This is a genomic window from Pseudomonas fluorescens group sp. PF-1 (assembly GCF_054481335.1).
In genome coordinates this window covers 2,443,915-2,457,586 of record NZ_JBTMNG010000001.1, presented here as the reverse complement: position 1 = coordinate 2,457,586, position 13,672 = coordinate 2,443,915, and the positions used below count along the sequence as shown (strand labels likewise).

Sequence of the window (13,672 nt, the reverse complement as noted above, 5' to 3'; positions counted from 1 at the left end):
ATGCGCCCGATGATACATAGATGCCGATCATAATCAAAATGGTTGACAGCTTAGATTGCGATCATCATCCTAATTGCATGCATAACCAATCTCCATCAACGGGCACGGAAAAAATACCCAATGACCGACCAGAATCTGTTCACCCCTTACACGCTTGGCGCCCTCACGCTGTCCAATCGTGTCGTCCTCGCACCACTGACACGCAACCGCGCAGGCGAAGGCTTTGTGCCCAGTGAGTTCGCGGCCACCTATTACAGCCAACGCGCCGGCGCAGGCTTGCTGATCAGCGAAGCCACGCAGATCTCCCGACAGGGTCAGGGCTATCAGGACACCCCCGGGATCTACACGCCGGCGCAGATCGATGGCTGGCGCACAGTGACCGACGCGGTCCATGCAAAGGGCGGAAAAATCTTTCTGCAACTGTGGCATGTCGGCCGCGTCTCACATGTTGATCTGCAAGAACACGGCGCCGCACCCGTGGCACCTTCTGCGCTGCGAGCCGCCACCAAAGTGTTCGTCAACAACCGCTTTGAAGACGTCTCCGAGCCGCGCGCACTGGATATCAACGAACTACCGGGGATCGTCGCCGATTTCCGCCAGGCCGCCGCAAACGCTGTTTGCGCCGGGTTCGATGGCGTGGAAATTCACGGCGCGAACGGCTATTTACTGGATCAATTCCTCAGGGACAGTGCCAATCTGCGCACCGATGCTTACGGCGGTTCGATTGAAAATCGTGCGCGCCTGTTGCTCGAAGTGACGGCGGCCGTCGTCAATGAAATCGGCGCGGATCGCACTGGCGTGCGCTTGTCGCCAGTGTCGCCGGCCAACGGCGTTTCCAGCAGTGATCCCCAAGCGCAATTCGATTACGTCGTCGAGCAACTCGACGCCCTCGATGTGGTTTATCTGCACGTGGTCGAAGGTGCGACCGGTGGCCCGCGCGACGTGGCGCCCTTCGATTTCGGCGCCCTGCGCGAGCGTTTCAAAAACACCTACATCGCCAACAACGGCTACGACCTGGACCTGGCAACTTCGAAGCTCGCCGAAGACCAGGCCGATCTGATCGCCTTCGGTCGTCCCTTCATTGGCAACCCGGATCTGGTGGAGCGTCTCAAACGTGGCGCGCCGCTGTCCGCGTTTAATCCCGCCACCCTGTATGGCGGCGGCGCGACAGGCTACATCGACTACCCGACGTTGGCTGAATCGAGCGCCTCCGCAAGCTGAGCAATCCGTAACCGCGCTTTCTGTTTTCACCCATTTTGATAGAGAGATGACCCCATGAGCACTCGCCCTACCGTTCTCATCACTGGCGCTTCCACTGGCATTGGTGCCGTCTACGCCGAACGCTTCGCGAAACGCGGCCACGATTTGGTCCTGGTCGCCCGGGACCAGGCACGCCTGGATGCCCTTGCAGCCCGATTGCGCAGCGAACACGGCGTCGCCGCCGAGGTGATTGCGGCGGACCTCACCCAACTCGGCGATCTGACAACCGTTGAGTCCCGCCTGCGCGACGACGCCCGTATCGGTATTCTCGTCAATAACGCCGGCGCCGCGCTGTCCGGCCACTTCATCGACCAAAGCACCGACAGCGTTGCGCAATTGGTCGCCCTCAACACCACGGCGCTGGTGCGGCTCGCCAGCGCCATCGCCCCTCGCCTGGCCAAAGCGGGTGACGGTGCAATCATCAACATCGGTTCGGTGGTGGGCCTCGCGCCGGAGTTCGGCATGTCGGTCTATGGTGCGACCAAGGCATTTGTACTGTTCCTCTCCCAAGGCCTGAGCCTGGAGCTTTCACCTCAGGGCGTTTACGTGCAGGCCGTACTGCCGGCCGCCACCCGTACGGAAATCTGGGATCGCTCCGGCGTCGACATCAACACCTTGAACGAAATCATGGAAGTGGGCGACCTGGTGGATGCCGCACTGCTCGGTTTTGATCGTCGCGAACCGGTGACGATCCCGCCACTGCAAGAAGCCGAACGCTGGGATGACCTGCAGAGTGCACGTCAGGGCTTGCTGGGGCAAATCCGCCAGTCTGCGGTTGCCCAGCGCTACCAAACCCAACAGTGATCTTTTGGTAGCGAGCACCCGGGCCGGATTCGAAGCAGGCGCAAGGCACTGCATGGAATCCGGCCCGCTGTCCGCAGTCGAAATGAACCCAACGAATACTAATAACCACGCAGGGTCGCATGTGTCATGAATCAACGTGCAGCTTTTGATTCATGAGGATGCCGGCCATGGCGGTATTTTCCAGCACTACGCTGACTGTGTGGCCAAGGCACTGGCCTTCCTTGATGCCTGATCAACGCGACGCCGCAAAAGCACCGCCCACCCATTCCAACCGACAAGAGCCGCACAACGATGAAGGCATTTTTGATTGATCGCTATGGCAAGAATCCCGGGCGCATTGGCGAAGTGCCCAGGCCTGCGGTGGGTGCCCACGACGTCTTGATTGAGGTACACGCCAGCAGCGTCAACGTGCTGGATTCGAAGATCCGCAAAGGCGAATTCAAACTGATCCTGCCCTACTCATTTCCGCTGGTACTGGGCAATGACCTGGCGGGCGTGGTGATTGAGGTTGGCGCCCAAGTGAAACGTTTCAAACCGGGGGACGAGGTCTACGCTCGCCCGCCCGAAACGCGGATCGGGACGTTCGCCCAATTGATCGCCGTGAATGAAAATGCGATCGCGCAGAAACCGGCCAATACCACCATGGTTCAAGCCGCATCCATCCCCTTGGTCGCACTGACCGCCTGGCAAGTACTGGTCGAAACCGCCCAACTGAAAAAGGGCCAGAAAGTACTGATCCACGCGGGTTCCGGCGGCGTCGGCACCCTGGCCATCCAGCTTGCCAAACACCTCGGCGCCTTTGTCGCGGCCACCACCAGCACCGACAATGTCGAATGGGTAAAAGCGCTCGGGGCCGATCGGGTGATCGACTACACACGGCAAAACTTCGAAACCGTCCTGCATGACTACGACGTGGTGTTGAACAGCCTCGGCGCGGACGTACTGGAGAAATCACTCAAGGTCCTAAAGCCCGGTGGCCAGCTCATATCCATCTCAGGCCCACCCACTGCGCAGTTCGGGCAGGAGCAGGGGTTGTCCTGGCCATTGAAGCAAGTCATGCGCCTGCTGAGCCTCGGTATTCGGCGCAAGGCACGCAAGCGGAACGTCAGCTACGCGTTCGTGTTCATGCGGGCCAATGGCGCCCAACTGCAACAAATCACTGCGCTCATTGAGGCCGGAATCATCAAACCTGTGGTTGACCGCTCCTTCACCTTTGAATCAACGGCAGAGGCCTTAAAGTACGTCGAGCAGGGACACGCCAAGGGCAAGGTCGTGGTTACGATCAAATGACTTCGCTGCCGGTCGATGAGTCGACCGCAGAGGCTGTGCAGCGTTTGCCGCGTCAATCTGCGCAGTGTTTACCAAAAAAACAGCCGCAGTCCTCGAATGTCGCGAATTTTGCACGTCCGCCACCACGTCCCGACCCGGGCAATCGGCGTTCCCGCGATCGCCCTTGTCATGAAATGAAAATTCGCTGTCGTGCGATGTGAAATGGCCGCCGCCGTTGCCCCCTAGAGTCGGTGCAAAACAACAAGACCGGACACGAGGGCCGACATGAGCAGATCCACCCGAACGAGCGAGACCGAAACCCCCACCCCGCGCACCCCGACGACCAGCCGAAAGCGTCGCGCGCGCAAGGATGCCGATCTCCCGGACGACACCCGGCAACAAGAGCTGATCGGCACGGCTGCCAACCAGACCCTGGCAGGCAATCCGCTGGTCAGCGTGCGCGCGGCAGATCTGGCCAGCTCGGCCGGCTGCCTGCTCAAGGCCGTGGCCAAGTCGCCGCTCAAGGCGGGCACTCATCTGGGAGGCTACCTGAAGGAACTGCGCGGCATCGTTGGCGGCAACTCCAGCATCGCGCCGGACCCGAAGGACAAGCGCTTTGCCGATCCGGCGTGGCAATCCAACGCCTTTCTGCGCGCACTGCTGCAGAGCTACCTGGCCGGCCAAAGTGAGCTGACCCGCTTCATCGACTCCACCGACCTGGCCCCGCTGGAAAAGAGCCAGGCGCGGTTCGTCCCGGCGCTCCTGGCCGATGCAGTGGCGCCGAGCAACTCGCCGCTGACCAATCCGGTGGCGCTGCGCAAGCTGGTGGACACCGGAGGCATGAGCCTGGCCAGGGGCATCCGCCAGTTCGGCGAGGATATGCTGACCAACCGTGGGCTGCCGAGACAGGTCGACAGCACGCCGTTCAAAGTGGGGGAAAACATCGCCACGGCCAAGGGCGCCGTGGTGTTTCGCAACGAGATGTTCGAGCTGCTGCAGTTCGCGCCCACCACCGCAAATATCTATGCCCGGCCCCTGGTGATGTCGCCGCCGCAAATCAACAAGTACTACGCCATCGACCTGTCGCCGGAGAAAAGCCTGATCCAGTGGATTCAGGACAGCGGCGTGACCCTCTTCGTCATCAGCTGGCGCAATCCCACCCGCGAGCACCGTAACTGGGGCTTGTCCGATTACGCGCTGTGCCTCGACCAGGCGGTGGACGTGGCGCGCAGGATCACCGGTAGCCCGGATGTGAACATGTGGGGCTCCTGCTCGGGCGGCATCACCCTGGCGGCCTACCTCGGCTGGCTGGCGGCCCGTGGCGAAGGCCACAAAGTGGCCAACACCAACTGGGCCGTATGCGTGCTCGACATGCCCTCGGCGCTGGACGACACCACCCTGGGACTGTTCACCACCCCGTCTGCCCTGCGCGCGGCCAAGGCCGGCTCCCGGCGCAAGGGCGTGCTGAGCGGCCAGGGCATGGCCCGCATGTTCGCCTGGATGCGGCCCAACGACCTGATCTGGAACTACTGGGTCAACAACTACCTGCTGGGCAACAAGCCGCCGGCCTTCGACATCCTGGCCTGGAACAACGACACCACACGCCTGCCCGCCCAACTGCACGCGGACTACCTCGACCTGATCCAGCAGAACCCCTACAGCAATCCCGGCACCCTGGAGATTGCCGGTGAATCGATCGACATGACCCAGGTGCAGGTGGGTGCCTATGTTGTGGGCGGTACCACCGATCACATCACTCCCTGGCAGGGCTGCTACGGCACGGCCCGGTTATTTGGCGAGGACACCACCTACGTGCTGTCCAACGCCGGCCACCTGCAGAGCCTGGTGAACCCGCCGGGCAACCCCAAGTCGTTCTACTACGCGGCGCCTGCCGACGCCGAGACCCCGGACACCTGGCTGCAGAACGCCGGGGAGCGCCAGCCAGGCAGTTGGTGGCCGCATTGGCGCGAATGGATCGGGCAGCGCTCGGGCGACAGCCGGCCGGCACCAAAGAAGCTCGGCTCGCGCAAGTACCCACCCCTCTGCCCTGCCCCTGGCACCTATGTCATGGAGCGATAACGCCAATCTGCTGCAGGAACGTCAGGTTGTCCTCCAGGTGCCAGTTTTCGGCAATCCTGCCGTCGGCGATGCGGTAGATGTCGGTGGCAATGAAATTCACCGCCTGACCCTGGCCTTTCACGCCGTTGAACGTGCCGGTGAAGTGCCCGGTGAAACGCAGGAACGACACCACCCGATCACCGCTGACGATCATCTGCCGGACTTCGCAGTTCAGGTCGGGCACGGCCGCGTGGAAAGCCGTGGACGCCGCCAGGGGCCCGGCGATGCCTTGGGCTCGACCCGGCGGCAAGGCGCGGTCCATGAAGTCAGGCGCCAATGCCATGCGGGCCAGCGCCGGGTCGCCGGACGACCAGAAGGTTGCGTAACGCCGTGCCGCGAGGGTCTGAGCCTGAACCTGTTCAGGCTTGGCACCGGGATCGACGATCAGCACTTTGGGGGTGACCAGCGTGGGTTCTGCGGCGACTGCCTGCTGGCCCAGAACCGTAGCCGTGACAGCGGCGGCCAACAGGCCAGTGATCAACGAGCGCATGGGGTTTCTTCCTTGGTGATGGAGGGGTAATCGCTGTAGCCCTTGGCCGTGCCGCCGAACAGCGTGGCAGGATCAAGCGGGGCCAAAGGCAGGTCCTGCGCCAGGCGCAGCGGCAAATCCGGATTGGCGACAAAGGGTCTGCCGAACGCCACGAGGTCGGCATAGCCCTGGCCAATGACCCACTCGGCGCGCGCCCGGTCGTAGTTGCCGGCGACGATGATCGGGCGAGTGAAACGCTGGCGGATCGCCTGACGGAACGACTCGGTGAACACCGGTGCATCGTCCCAGTCCGCTTCGACCAGATGCAGATAGCCGATGCCCTTGGCCTGCAGGTACTCGGCCGCTTCGAGTATGGTCGGGAGGATGTCCGGGCAGGCCATGCCACGGGCCGTCAGAAAGGGGGCCAGGCGAATCGCCGTGCGTTCGGCCCCGACTTCATCGCTGACCGCATCGACCACTTCCTTGAGAAAACGCAGGCGGTTGCTGCGCGAGCCGCCGTATTCATCGGTCCGCGTATTGGACGTGGTACGCAGAAACTGATCCACCAGATAACCATTGGCGCCATGGATCTCCACGCCATCGAAACCGGCCCGGATTGCCCGACGTGCGGCCTGACGGAAGTCGTCGACGATCTGTGCGATCTCAGCCTTGGTCAGCGCGCGAGGCGTCGGGCTATCGAACATGCCCCCCTGCCCCGTGACCGGGTCGACCTTCCAGATTTGCCCTTCAAAGGGTTCGGCGGACGGCGCCACCGGCACTGCGCCCTGATGGAAGTCCGGATGGGACAAGCGCCCCACATGCCACAGTTGCAGGAAGATGCGACCGCCCTCGGCATGCACCGCCTCGGTCACGCCCTGCCAGCCTTCCACCTGCGCTTCGGTGTGGATGCCAGGGGTAAAGGAATAACCCTTGCCCTGCGGGGAAATCTGCGCCGCCTCGGTCACGATCAATGCCGCCGACGCACGCTGCGCGTAGTACTGCGCGTTGAGGCTGTTGGGGATGTCGCCGGGCTGGCTGCTGCGCGCCCGGGTCATGGGTGCCATCACCACCCGGTGAGGGGCGTTCAGGCCGGCGAAGGCGATGGGTTCAAACAACGTTGAAGGGGTCGTCATGGTGAGCGTTCCTGAGCCAAATGAAGTGGATGGACTCAGTCTGCGACTACTGATCGAGTTTGATAATTAGGCTAATCTTTGATGGATTTTCAAAAATACTGGAACAATGATGGATAACCTGGAAGCCATCCGCCTGTTTGTCGAAGCGGCCCAACTGGGTGGACTCTCAGCTGCGGGGCGCAAGCTGGGTTTGTCGCCAGCCGCCGCCAGCGCCCGATTGCTCAAGCTCGAAGCATCGCTGGCCACTCGCCTGTTCGAGCGCACCACCCGCCAGCTGCGGCTGACCGATGAGGGGCGGATTTACCTGCAACATTGCCGTCAGGCGTTGCAGGCGCTGGACGATGCGCGAGCGGCGCTGTCAGCGGAGAAAAAGGAAATCCGCGGCAAGATCCGGGTGTCCGCCACCTCGGATTTCGGCCGGCATGTGTTGAATCCCTGGCTGGATGAGTTCACTGCCCGCTATCCCCAGGTGGTACCGGCGCTGCTGCTGTCCGACTCGCTGTCGCACCTGATCGCGGACGATGTCGACCTGGTGATCCGCTTCGGTGTGCCGCCGGACAGCTCGTTGATCGCCCGCCCCCTGGCCGCCAATCGCCGCGTCCTGTGCGCCGCGCCGAGTTATCTGCAACGCAAGGGCACCCCTGAGCATCCGCGGCAGTTGGACGAGTTCGATCATATTGTCGCCGGCCAGTCGGGGTGGTCCAGCGAATGGCGCCTGCAGCGTGGCGAGGAAATGATGCTGTTCAAGGTGCCTCTGGAGGCAGCGCGCGAGACCAACGACGGCGCGTTGGCCCGCCAATGGGCGATCGATGGCCACGGCATCGTCCTCAAATCAATCTGGGACGTGAGCGCGGACCTGGCGGCAGGACGCTTGAGCCTGGTGCTGCCGCAATGGCAATCGGACGAAGCCCCCGTGTACGCGCTCTATCCCCGTAGCCGCTACCTGGCGCCACGGGTACGGGCATTGCTGGATTTCTTGTGTGAACGGTTCGAACACGCCTCGCGTGAGACTGCCTTGTAAACCCCGGCGTGCGCCCGTGGATATTTCCAGGTTTTTTGATAATCCATGGCGCACGGCGGCGTTAAGTCATATCCAGACGTCGTTCAAGGCCGTTCGTTCGCCCTCTTCATGGCCGGTGTTCAAAATGCCTCGCGGTTCGATCATCATCAGTTTCGCCTCACCTTGCGCGGCGGTCCGGTGTGCAACGCCGCGTGGCACCACATAGAGTTCACCCGGATTTACGTGGACGCAGCTCTCTGGCAGGTCGATGCGCAAGGTGCCTTCCAGCACAAGAAACGCTTCGTCGGTCTCAGGGTGTGAGTGCCAGATGAATTCGCCTTCGATTCGCACGACCTTGAACTGGTAGTCGTTCATTTCCGCTACAACTCTGGGGCTCCATTGCTGCTCGATCAGCGAAGCCTTTTGCGCGAGGTTGATGGGCAGCGATGTGTGTGGGTGACGGGACTCAGACATGACAGATCCTCTTGAATGGAAGTCGTCAGCCTATCGAACCGTGAATCCATCGATCTTGTACGATCCTGCAAGTCCGCGTGCAGGCCGCAAGCGTTCCAGCCAACGCATGGGGGGCACGCCGTAGCAGCGCGTGAAATGTCGGGTCATGTGACTTTGATCGTGAAAGCCTGCGGCGAGGGAGGCGTCAACCAGTGTGAAGCCGTCAAGGATCAACCCGCGAAAGCGATCCAGGCGACGCAGGGTGACAAAACGGTAGGGGCTGGTGCCGTAGAGCGCCCTGAAGTCCCGAGACAGACTCCAGCGCTCGCGCCCGCTGGCATTTTCGAGCATCTCCAGCGTAATACCCAGGTGCAAATGCTCCAGTATGAACGCTCTGGCGCGTTCGGCTGAGCGGTAATCCAGGCTCTTGCGGCCGCGCGGCTTGCCTGCGACAGCACGCAACGCCATCGCCAGGTCATACAGGGCATCCTGCTCCTCCAGCGCTTCCAAGGGATGATCCACCGCTTGCACGAAGGCCTGGCTGGCATGGTACAGGCGCGGATCGTTCGAAAGCCCCCCGGCGATGAAGGGCAAAGGTTCCCCACCCAGAACGTTCTGGATCGATCCAGGGTCGATGTAGGCCATGCGGTAGCGAAAACCTGCGTCGGTGCCGGCCATGCCATCATGAAGTTCGTCGGGGTGAAGCACGAGGGTGTTGCCTGGAACGCCGTGGCGCAACGAACCCTTGTAATGAAAGCTTTGCACGCCTGCGAGGGTGCGACCGATCGAGTAAGTATCGTGGCGGTGCGGGTCGTAACCGTGGCTGCCGAACCACGCTTCGATACGCTCGACGCTACCGGGTCGAGCGCTGCGGATGACCCAGTCGGAGGCGGCGGATGGGTCTTTTTTTCGATCCATGAAGGTGTTTCCCGTTTCTGTACAGTACTGTCGGAGATCTGCCCGATCACGCGTTCATTATGGGCAATATCACTCAACAAGGGGCGGCCGATAAGCGCGCAATTCCAATATCGCAGGCGTATCGGAAGGTACAGTCAACTCGATGACATGATGTGCATTGGGAAGGCCGGTTCCCAGTACATGACGCTGCTGCACCGAGCCATTTGCCAGGGCAGTCGGCGGCTCGTCGCCACAGACGAAGCGTCGCTCCCATTGAAAGCTTTGTTCATCCGCGAGACCTTTGCCGGATATTAACTTGGCGTAGGAAAAGTTCCAGGCGTCCGGCTGCAGGGTAACGTTCCCCGAGCGCGACTTGAAAACGTCCTTGCCCGATCCGCTTCCCTCTGCTCCTGTACGCGCGCTCTCGACGTCAAAGTCGAAGCTTTCTTGCGAAGTGTCTAAATTCCGTACCCGAAGCGTCCAGACATCCTCTTCGCGATATGACTGGCGGACGTCGACTTTTTTCAGGGCCGGCCATTCCGGGACATTCGGCAAACCCGTCACGCGGCTGGTTTGCCAGCAGCCGTCGAGCTCGCGAGGCGGCTTTCCGTCGATTGTGAGATTGACTTTTCCGTCCAGGGGCCCCGCAGCAATGAGTTCGGCGCGGTTGCCATAAAACTCATAGCGGGTCTTTTCGCCAGGAACAGGCGCAGTAAAACTGCGAACCTGGTCGGAAGTGTTCCGCCCATTGTTTTGAGGGTGATCCACAAGCTCCTCGATCCAACTGGTGAACAGGTTAGCCATGAGGGCCCACCCCTCGGCGTTGGGATGCGGCGGGTCGGCGAGAAGATCCGCTATTTGGAGATTATTCTCCTGCAAGTAGGCATTCCAGCGCTGGCGACGCGGTTCCAGCGCAAGGTCATATTTCGCCGCCATGGCTGGCTTCCAGACGCTGGACATGAACTCCTCCCAGCTCTTTTGCTTGAACCAGAAATGCCCCGTACAGCCCTCGGGCGGCGACCATTGAAGATGAAAGCCAGTGTCACACACCGGTTCAAGCGGATTCACGACATGGTCGGTTTGAATGATGATGTCGGCTGCCGTTTTTGAGCGAAGGGTCCGAATGATTCGCTCGTAGGCACGGTGATCGCCATACACGTGGAAAACGATCAGATCGGGATAGACCTCCTCCACGTCGCGAGCGACCGCCTGTTCCAGGAGAACGGCACTCCACCCCCCCAAAGCGAGGTTACGGTACACGAAGGCCACGTTGGGATATTTGACTCGCAAAGCCGCAATAGCCGGATCGGTCCATGCCGGCGAGCTGATCGACTGTCCATAGAAAAGAATTTTCAGGACCTGCGGCTTCTCCGCTGTGGCTGAACGAATAATGGACAACGAGCGGCCAATCGCCTGGTCAGGATCTGGAGGAACCGGCTCTGCGGACACCTGTAGAAAACAGCTTGAAAGCACCAGGCTTAAAGTGACGACACCATTAACTTTCCCCCACATAAAAGCACCACATGTAAATGGTTAATCGTCCGTACGACCTGTCAGGGTGCAACAAGAAATCCTCTACAGGAGCGTATCGGACATCACTGTTGACGCCATGAGGCGCTGGATCGCAAAGGTGTGCTGCTTTGGAGCTCCTTTGAGCGGCTGAAGCAAAGCCCAGAAGAGTCTTGAGGGATTGTAGCTGCCCTTTACAAGAATGTACTGTCGTCGATACAGGCTGCGTTTGGCCGATAGCGGATGTTCCTGACTGACTGATTTCGGCCATGGATCGACGTCAAACATCAATTCACCCCATTTCTCATTGCCAGGGTCAACCTATGCCGCTGAAGTTTCACAAGATGCATGCTAATGGCGATGACTTCGTCATCGTGGACTTGCGCAATTCGTCCAACTCAATGACAGACAACCTGGCTCGGCGAATGGGTGACCGGAACCGTGGCATCGGGTTCAATCAACTTGCGGTTATGCTCGATGACGACAATGCAGATGCACGTTTGATGTTCTGGAATGCCGATGGCTCCCCGCTGGACGTTTGTGGCAGCGCGACGCGTGGTGCCGCCGATTCGCTGATGCGCGAATCAAACAGTTCGTCGATAACGCTTCAAACCAACCGTGGCCTGCTCACTTGCGAACGAACCTCGACCGGCGCTATTTCCGTCGCCATGGGAGCGCCACTGTTCGAGTGGTCGGCGGTCCCGCTGGCTCAGGCAATGGACACTGCTACCTTGCCCCTGACAGGAGCCCCGGCCGCTTGCAGCATGGGCAATCCACACTGCACCTTTTTTGTGGATGATCTGACAGCCATTGATATAGCGGCGACTGGACCGGGCATTGAATCCCATCCCCTTTTCCCCCTCAGGACAAACGTGCATTTCGTCCAGATCATTAATCGAAAATACATTCGCTTGCGAATTTGGGAGCGCTGGGGAGGCATTCCGCTGGGTTCGGGCTCATGCTCTTGCGGCGCCGTTGTGAACGGCATACGACGTGGCTTGCTGGACGATTGTGTCGAGGTTGAATGTGATGGCGGAACAGTGACCGTTCAATGGGATGGCGTGGGTACTGTCTTTCTCACAGGACCGGTAGAGCGCATTTTTTCCGGGCTGTACACGAACGCGCTATTACACGCTTTGTGACGACCACGTCATGATGGACAGGTTACTGCCCCTCAAGTGTTCTCTCGAAACGCTCAGTTATTGCGAAAGCTTCCGGGGGTGACCCCGACTACTTTTTTGAAGGCCCGTGTCATGTGGCTTTGATCGAAGAATCCACAAGCAAAGGCAGCCTCCGTCAGGCTGGCGCCAGCGCGCAGAAGTTTTTGCACATGCGCGATGCGCTTCTGTATTTGATAGCTGTGCGGCGAAACACCAACGTGCTTCTTGAAAACCCGAATGAGGTACAGCGGATCAAGATCAACCAGCTGCGCCAAGGTCTCCAAGGGAATGTCCCGGGCGAACTCGTCTTCCAACTTCTGTTTGATCCGTTTTACCGCCTGCTGCTCTGATGGCAGGACTGACAAGGCAGGGCCACCGCTGCGCTCGAATACCTGACACACCAGTTCCAGCAAGATGGACTCGCGCTGCAGTCCAGGCGGCGTCTGCTCGATTAGTTGATGCTGCTGAAGAAAGGTCTGGGCAAAAGCTGGATTTGAGCTGAGTGCCTCTTGGAAAAGATGTACGTGATCGCTGGCCACGCGCCCTTGGAACACCGAGCGATTAACCCAGTCTGGATCCAGGTAGAGCATGCGGTACATCCAGCCATTGTCGTGTCCAGGCAGGCCGTCGTGTATCTCGCCAGGCGTGATGGTAACAACGCTGCCTACCCCGCCCAAGGCATAGCTGCCGCGGTAAAACAGTTTTTCAACCCCTGCGCTTATCACCCCCACCGCATAACGGTCGTGCGAGTGCCGACCAAAAGACTGGGTGGTGTAGCGCGCCGACAACAGCTCACAGTCGCCTTCGGGAATACGCCAGAAACGTACGAAATCCTTTTCATAAAGAGGGTCTTTCAGGCCTTCTGTCTTTTCCATGACGTGTCCAGTTTTGTGCAATACGACTGAAAAATGCGGCCGTAAAGTTAGCACCTGTTTCATAACATGCGCTAGGGAAGAATATGACGGCAAAACTGGTTATAGGGGACTTCAAAAAGTCTTCCTGGTCACTGCGTGCGTGGTTGGTAATGGTGACCGCTGATGCTGCATTCGATACGGTACAGATCAAGCTGGAACAGCCTGACACGCAACGCCGAATCAGCGAATACTCACCTTCAGGGAAAGTCCCGGCGCTGTTGTTAGACAGCGTTGTGATCAACGACAGCCTGGCCATCAGTGAATACATTGCCGAAGCCTACCCCGATGCCAACCTGTGGCCCCGAGATACGCGTCTAAGGGCATTGGCGCGCTCCGCCGCGGCTGAAATGCATTCCGGCTTTACCCATCTGCGCACACAAATGGCGTTTGGCCTGGGCGCTGGCGACGATGCGGGTGCGTTGACCGCAGAAACCAAGGAAGAGATCGACAGGATTTTTTCCATCTGGGAAGGGTTGCTGGCAGCGAGCCAATCCAGCGCATTCCTGTGCGGCCCGTTCGGCATCGTGGACGCGATGTTCGCGCCCGTGGTGTTCCGCTTCCGCCGTTATGGAATCAGCGTGCCGCCAGCACTGCAAAAGTATGTGGATCTGGTTGTGGCTTACGGGCCGGTTCAACAGTGGCTGAAAAAAGCGGCTGAAGAAGTGTAAGGCTCAGCCTGAGCACGG

14 protein-coding genes and 1 pseudogene are annotated in these 13,672 nt (G+C 60.1%); 8 read left to right on the top strand and 7 right to left on the bottom strand.

Annotation, left to right across the window (positions count from 1 at the left end):
• Nucleotides 1–120 precede the first annotated feature (120 nt).
• The 5 genes and pseudogenes from ACX3YD_RS11750 to ACX3YD_RS11730 all read left to right on the top strand — a co-directional run bounded on the left by ACX3YD_RS11750 (nt 121) and on the right by ACX3YD_RS11730 (nt 5,412).
• Nucleotides 121–1,221: an alkene reductase gene (locus ACX3YD_RS11750; RefSeq protein ID WP_458960024.1), complete on the top strand. Its 1,101-nt coding sequence runs from the start codon at nt 121–123 to the stop codon at nt 1,219–1,221.
• Between the two features lie 54 nt (nt 1,222–1,275).
• Entirely contained in the window at nt 1,276–2,064 is a 789-nt protein-coding gene (locus tag ACX3YD_RS11745) for an SDR family NAD(P)-dependent oxidoreductase (RefSeq protein WP_458960023.1), read from the top strand.
• A gap of 133 nt (nt 2,065–2,197) precedes the next feature.
• A pseudogene (locus tag ACX3YD_RS11740) lies at nt 2,198–2,296 on the top strand (alpha/beta fold hydrolase); the annotation flags it as partial.
• Between the two features lie 59 nt (nt 2,297–2,355).
• The gene (locus ACX3YD_RS11735) at nt 2,356–3,354 is read left to right on the top strand and encodes an NADP-dependent oxidoreductase (protein ID WP_458960022.1); all 999 of its coding nucleotides are present in this window, start codon (nt 2,356–2,358) and stop codon (nt 3,352–3,354) included.
• A 264-nt stretch (nt 3,355–3,618) separates the two neighbouring features.
• Nucleotides 3,619–5,412, top strand: a complete 1,794-nt coding sequence (locus ACX3YD_RS11730; protein ID WP_458960021.1) for an alpha/beta fold hydrolase — start codon at nt 3,619–3,621, stop codon at nt 5,410–5,412.
• Here ACX3YD_RS11730 and ACX3YD_RS11725 read toward each other — a convergent pair.
• Both ACX3YD_RS11725 and ACX3YD_RS11720 read right to left on the bottom strand, forming a co-directional pair.
• Nucleotides 5,399–5,941 (bottom strand): ester cyclase, encoded by a 543-nt coding sequence (locus tag ACX3YD_RS11725; RefSeq protein ID WP_458960020.1) that lies wholly within the window; start codon nt 5,939–5,941, stop codon nt 5,399–5,401. The genes ACX3YD_RS11730 and ACX3YD_RS11725 overlap by 14 nt on opposite strands.
• On the bottom strand, nt 5,929–7,053 hold the full coding sequence (locus ACX3YD_RS11720) for an alkene reductase (RefSeq protein ID WP_458960019.1): 1,125 nt from the start codon (nt 7,051–7,053) through the stop codon (nt 5,929–5,931). The genes ACX3YD_RS11725 and ACX3YD_RS11720 overlap by 13 nt, the downstream gene beginning before the upstream one ends.
• A gap of 109 nt (nt 7,054–7,162) precedes the next feature.
• On the opposite strand from ACX3YD_RS11720, the gene ACX3YD_RS11715 reads away from it, so the two are divergent.
• Nucleotides 7,163–8,074, top strand: a complete 912-nt coding sequence (locus ACX3YD_RS11715) for a LysR family transcriptional regulator (protein WP_458960018.1) — start codon at nt 7,163–7,165, stop codon at nt 8,072–8,074.
• Nucleotides 8,075–8,140: 66 nt separating this feature from the next.
• Here the strand turns inward: ACX3YD_RS11715 and ACX3YD_RS11710 are convergent, their stop codons facing one another.
• From ACX3YD_RS11710 to ACX3YD_RS11695, 4 genes are all read right to left on the bottom strand, one after another.
• On the bottom strand, nt 8,141–8,527 hold the full coding sequence (locus tag ACX3YD_RS11710; protein WP_103404326.1) for a cupin domain-containing protein: 387 nt from the start codon (nt 8,525–8,527) through the stop codon (nt 8,141–8,143).
• 30 nt (nt 8,528–8,557) lie between these two features.
• A complete protein-coding gene (locus ACX3YD_RS11705; RefSeq protein ID WP_458960017.1) occupies nt 8,558–9,424 on the bottom strand; it encodes an AraC family transcriptional regulator in 867 nt (288 codons plus the stop codon).
• 69 nt (nt 9,425–9,493) lie between these two features.
• Nucleotides 9,494–10,915, bottom strand: a complete 1,422-nt coding sequence (locus ACX3YD_RS11700) for an SGNH/GDSL hydrolase family protein (RefSeq protein WP_458960016.1) — start codon at nt 10,913–10,915, stop codon at nt 9,494–9,496.
• A gap of 63 nt (nt 10,916–10,978) precedes the next feature.
• A complete protein-coding gene (locus tag ACX3YD_RS11695; RefSeq protein ID WP_103404323.1) occupies nt 10,979–11,200 on the bottom strand; it encodes a hypothetical protein in 222 nt (73 codons plus the stop codon).
• Between the two features lie 35 nt (nt 11,201–11,235).
• Here ACX3YD_RS11695 and dapF point away from each other — a divergent pair, with 35 nt between their 5' ends.
• Nucleotides 11,236–12,054, top strand: a complete 819-nt coding sequence (gene dapF / locus ACX3YD_RS11690) for a diaminopimelate epimerase (RefSeq protein WP_458960015.1) — start codon at nt 11,236–11,238, stop codon at nt 12,052–12,054.
• A gap of 53 nt (nt 12,055–12,107) precedes the next feature.
• Here dapF and ACX3YD_RS11685 read toward each other — a convergent pair whose 3' ends face one another.
• The gene (locus ACX3YD_RS11685; protein ID WP_458960014.1) at nt 12,108–12,947 is read right to left on the bottom strand and encodes a helix-turn-helix domain-containing protein; all 840 of its coding nucleotides are present in this window, start codon (nt 12,945–12,947) and stop codon (nt 12,108–12,110) included.
• 83 nt (nt 12,948–13,030) lie between these two features.
• Here ACX3YD_RS11685 and ACX3YD_RS11680 point away from each other — a divergent pair, with 83 nt between their 5' ends.
• Nucleotides 13,031–13,654: a glutathione S-transferase gene (locus ACX3YD_RS11680; protein ID WP_103404320.1), complete on the top strand. Its 624-nt coding sequence runs from the start codon at nt 13,031–13,033 to the stop codon at nt 13,652–13,654.
• Nucleotides 13,655–13,672 lie beyond the last annotated feature (18 nt).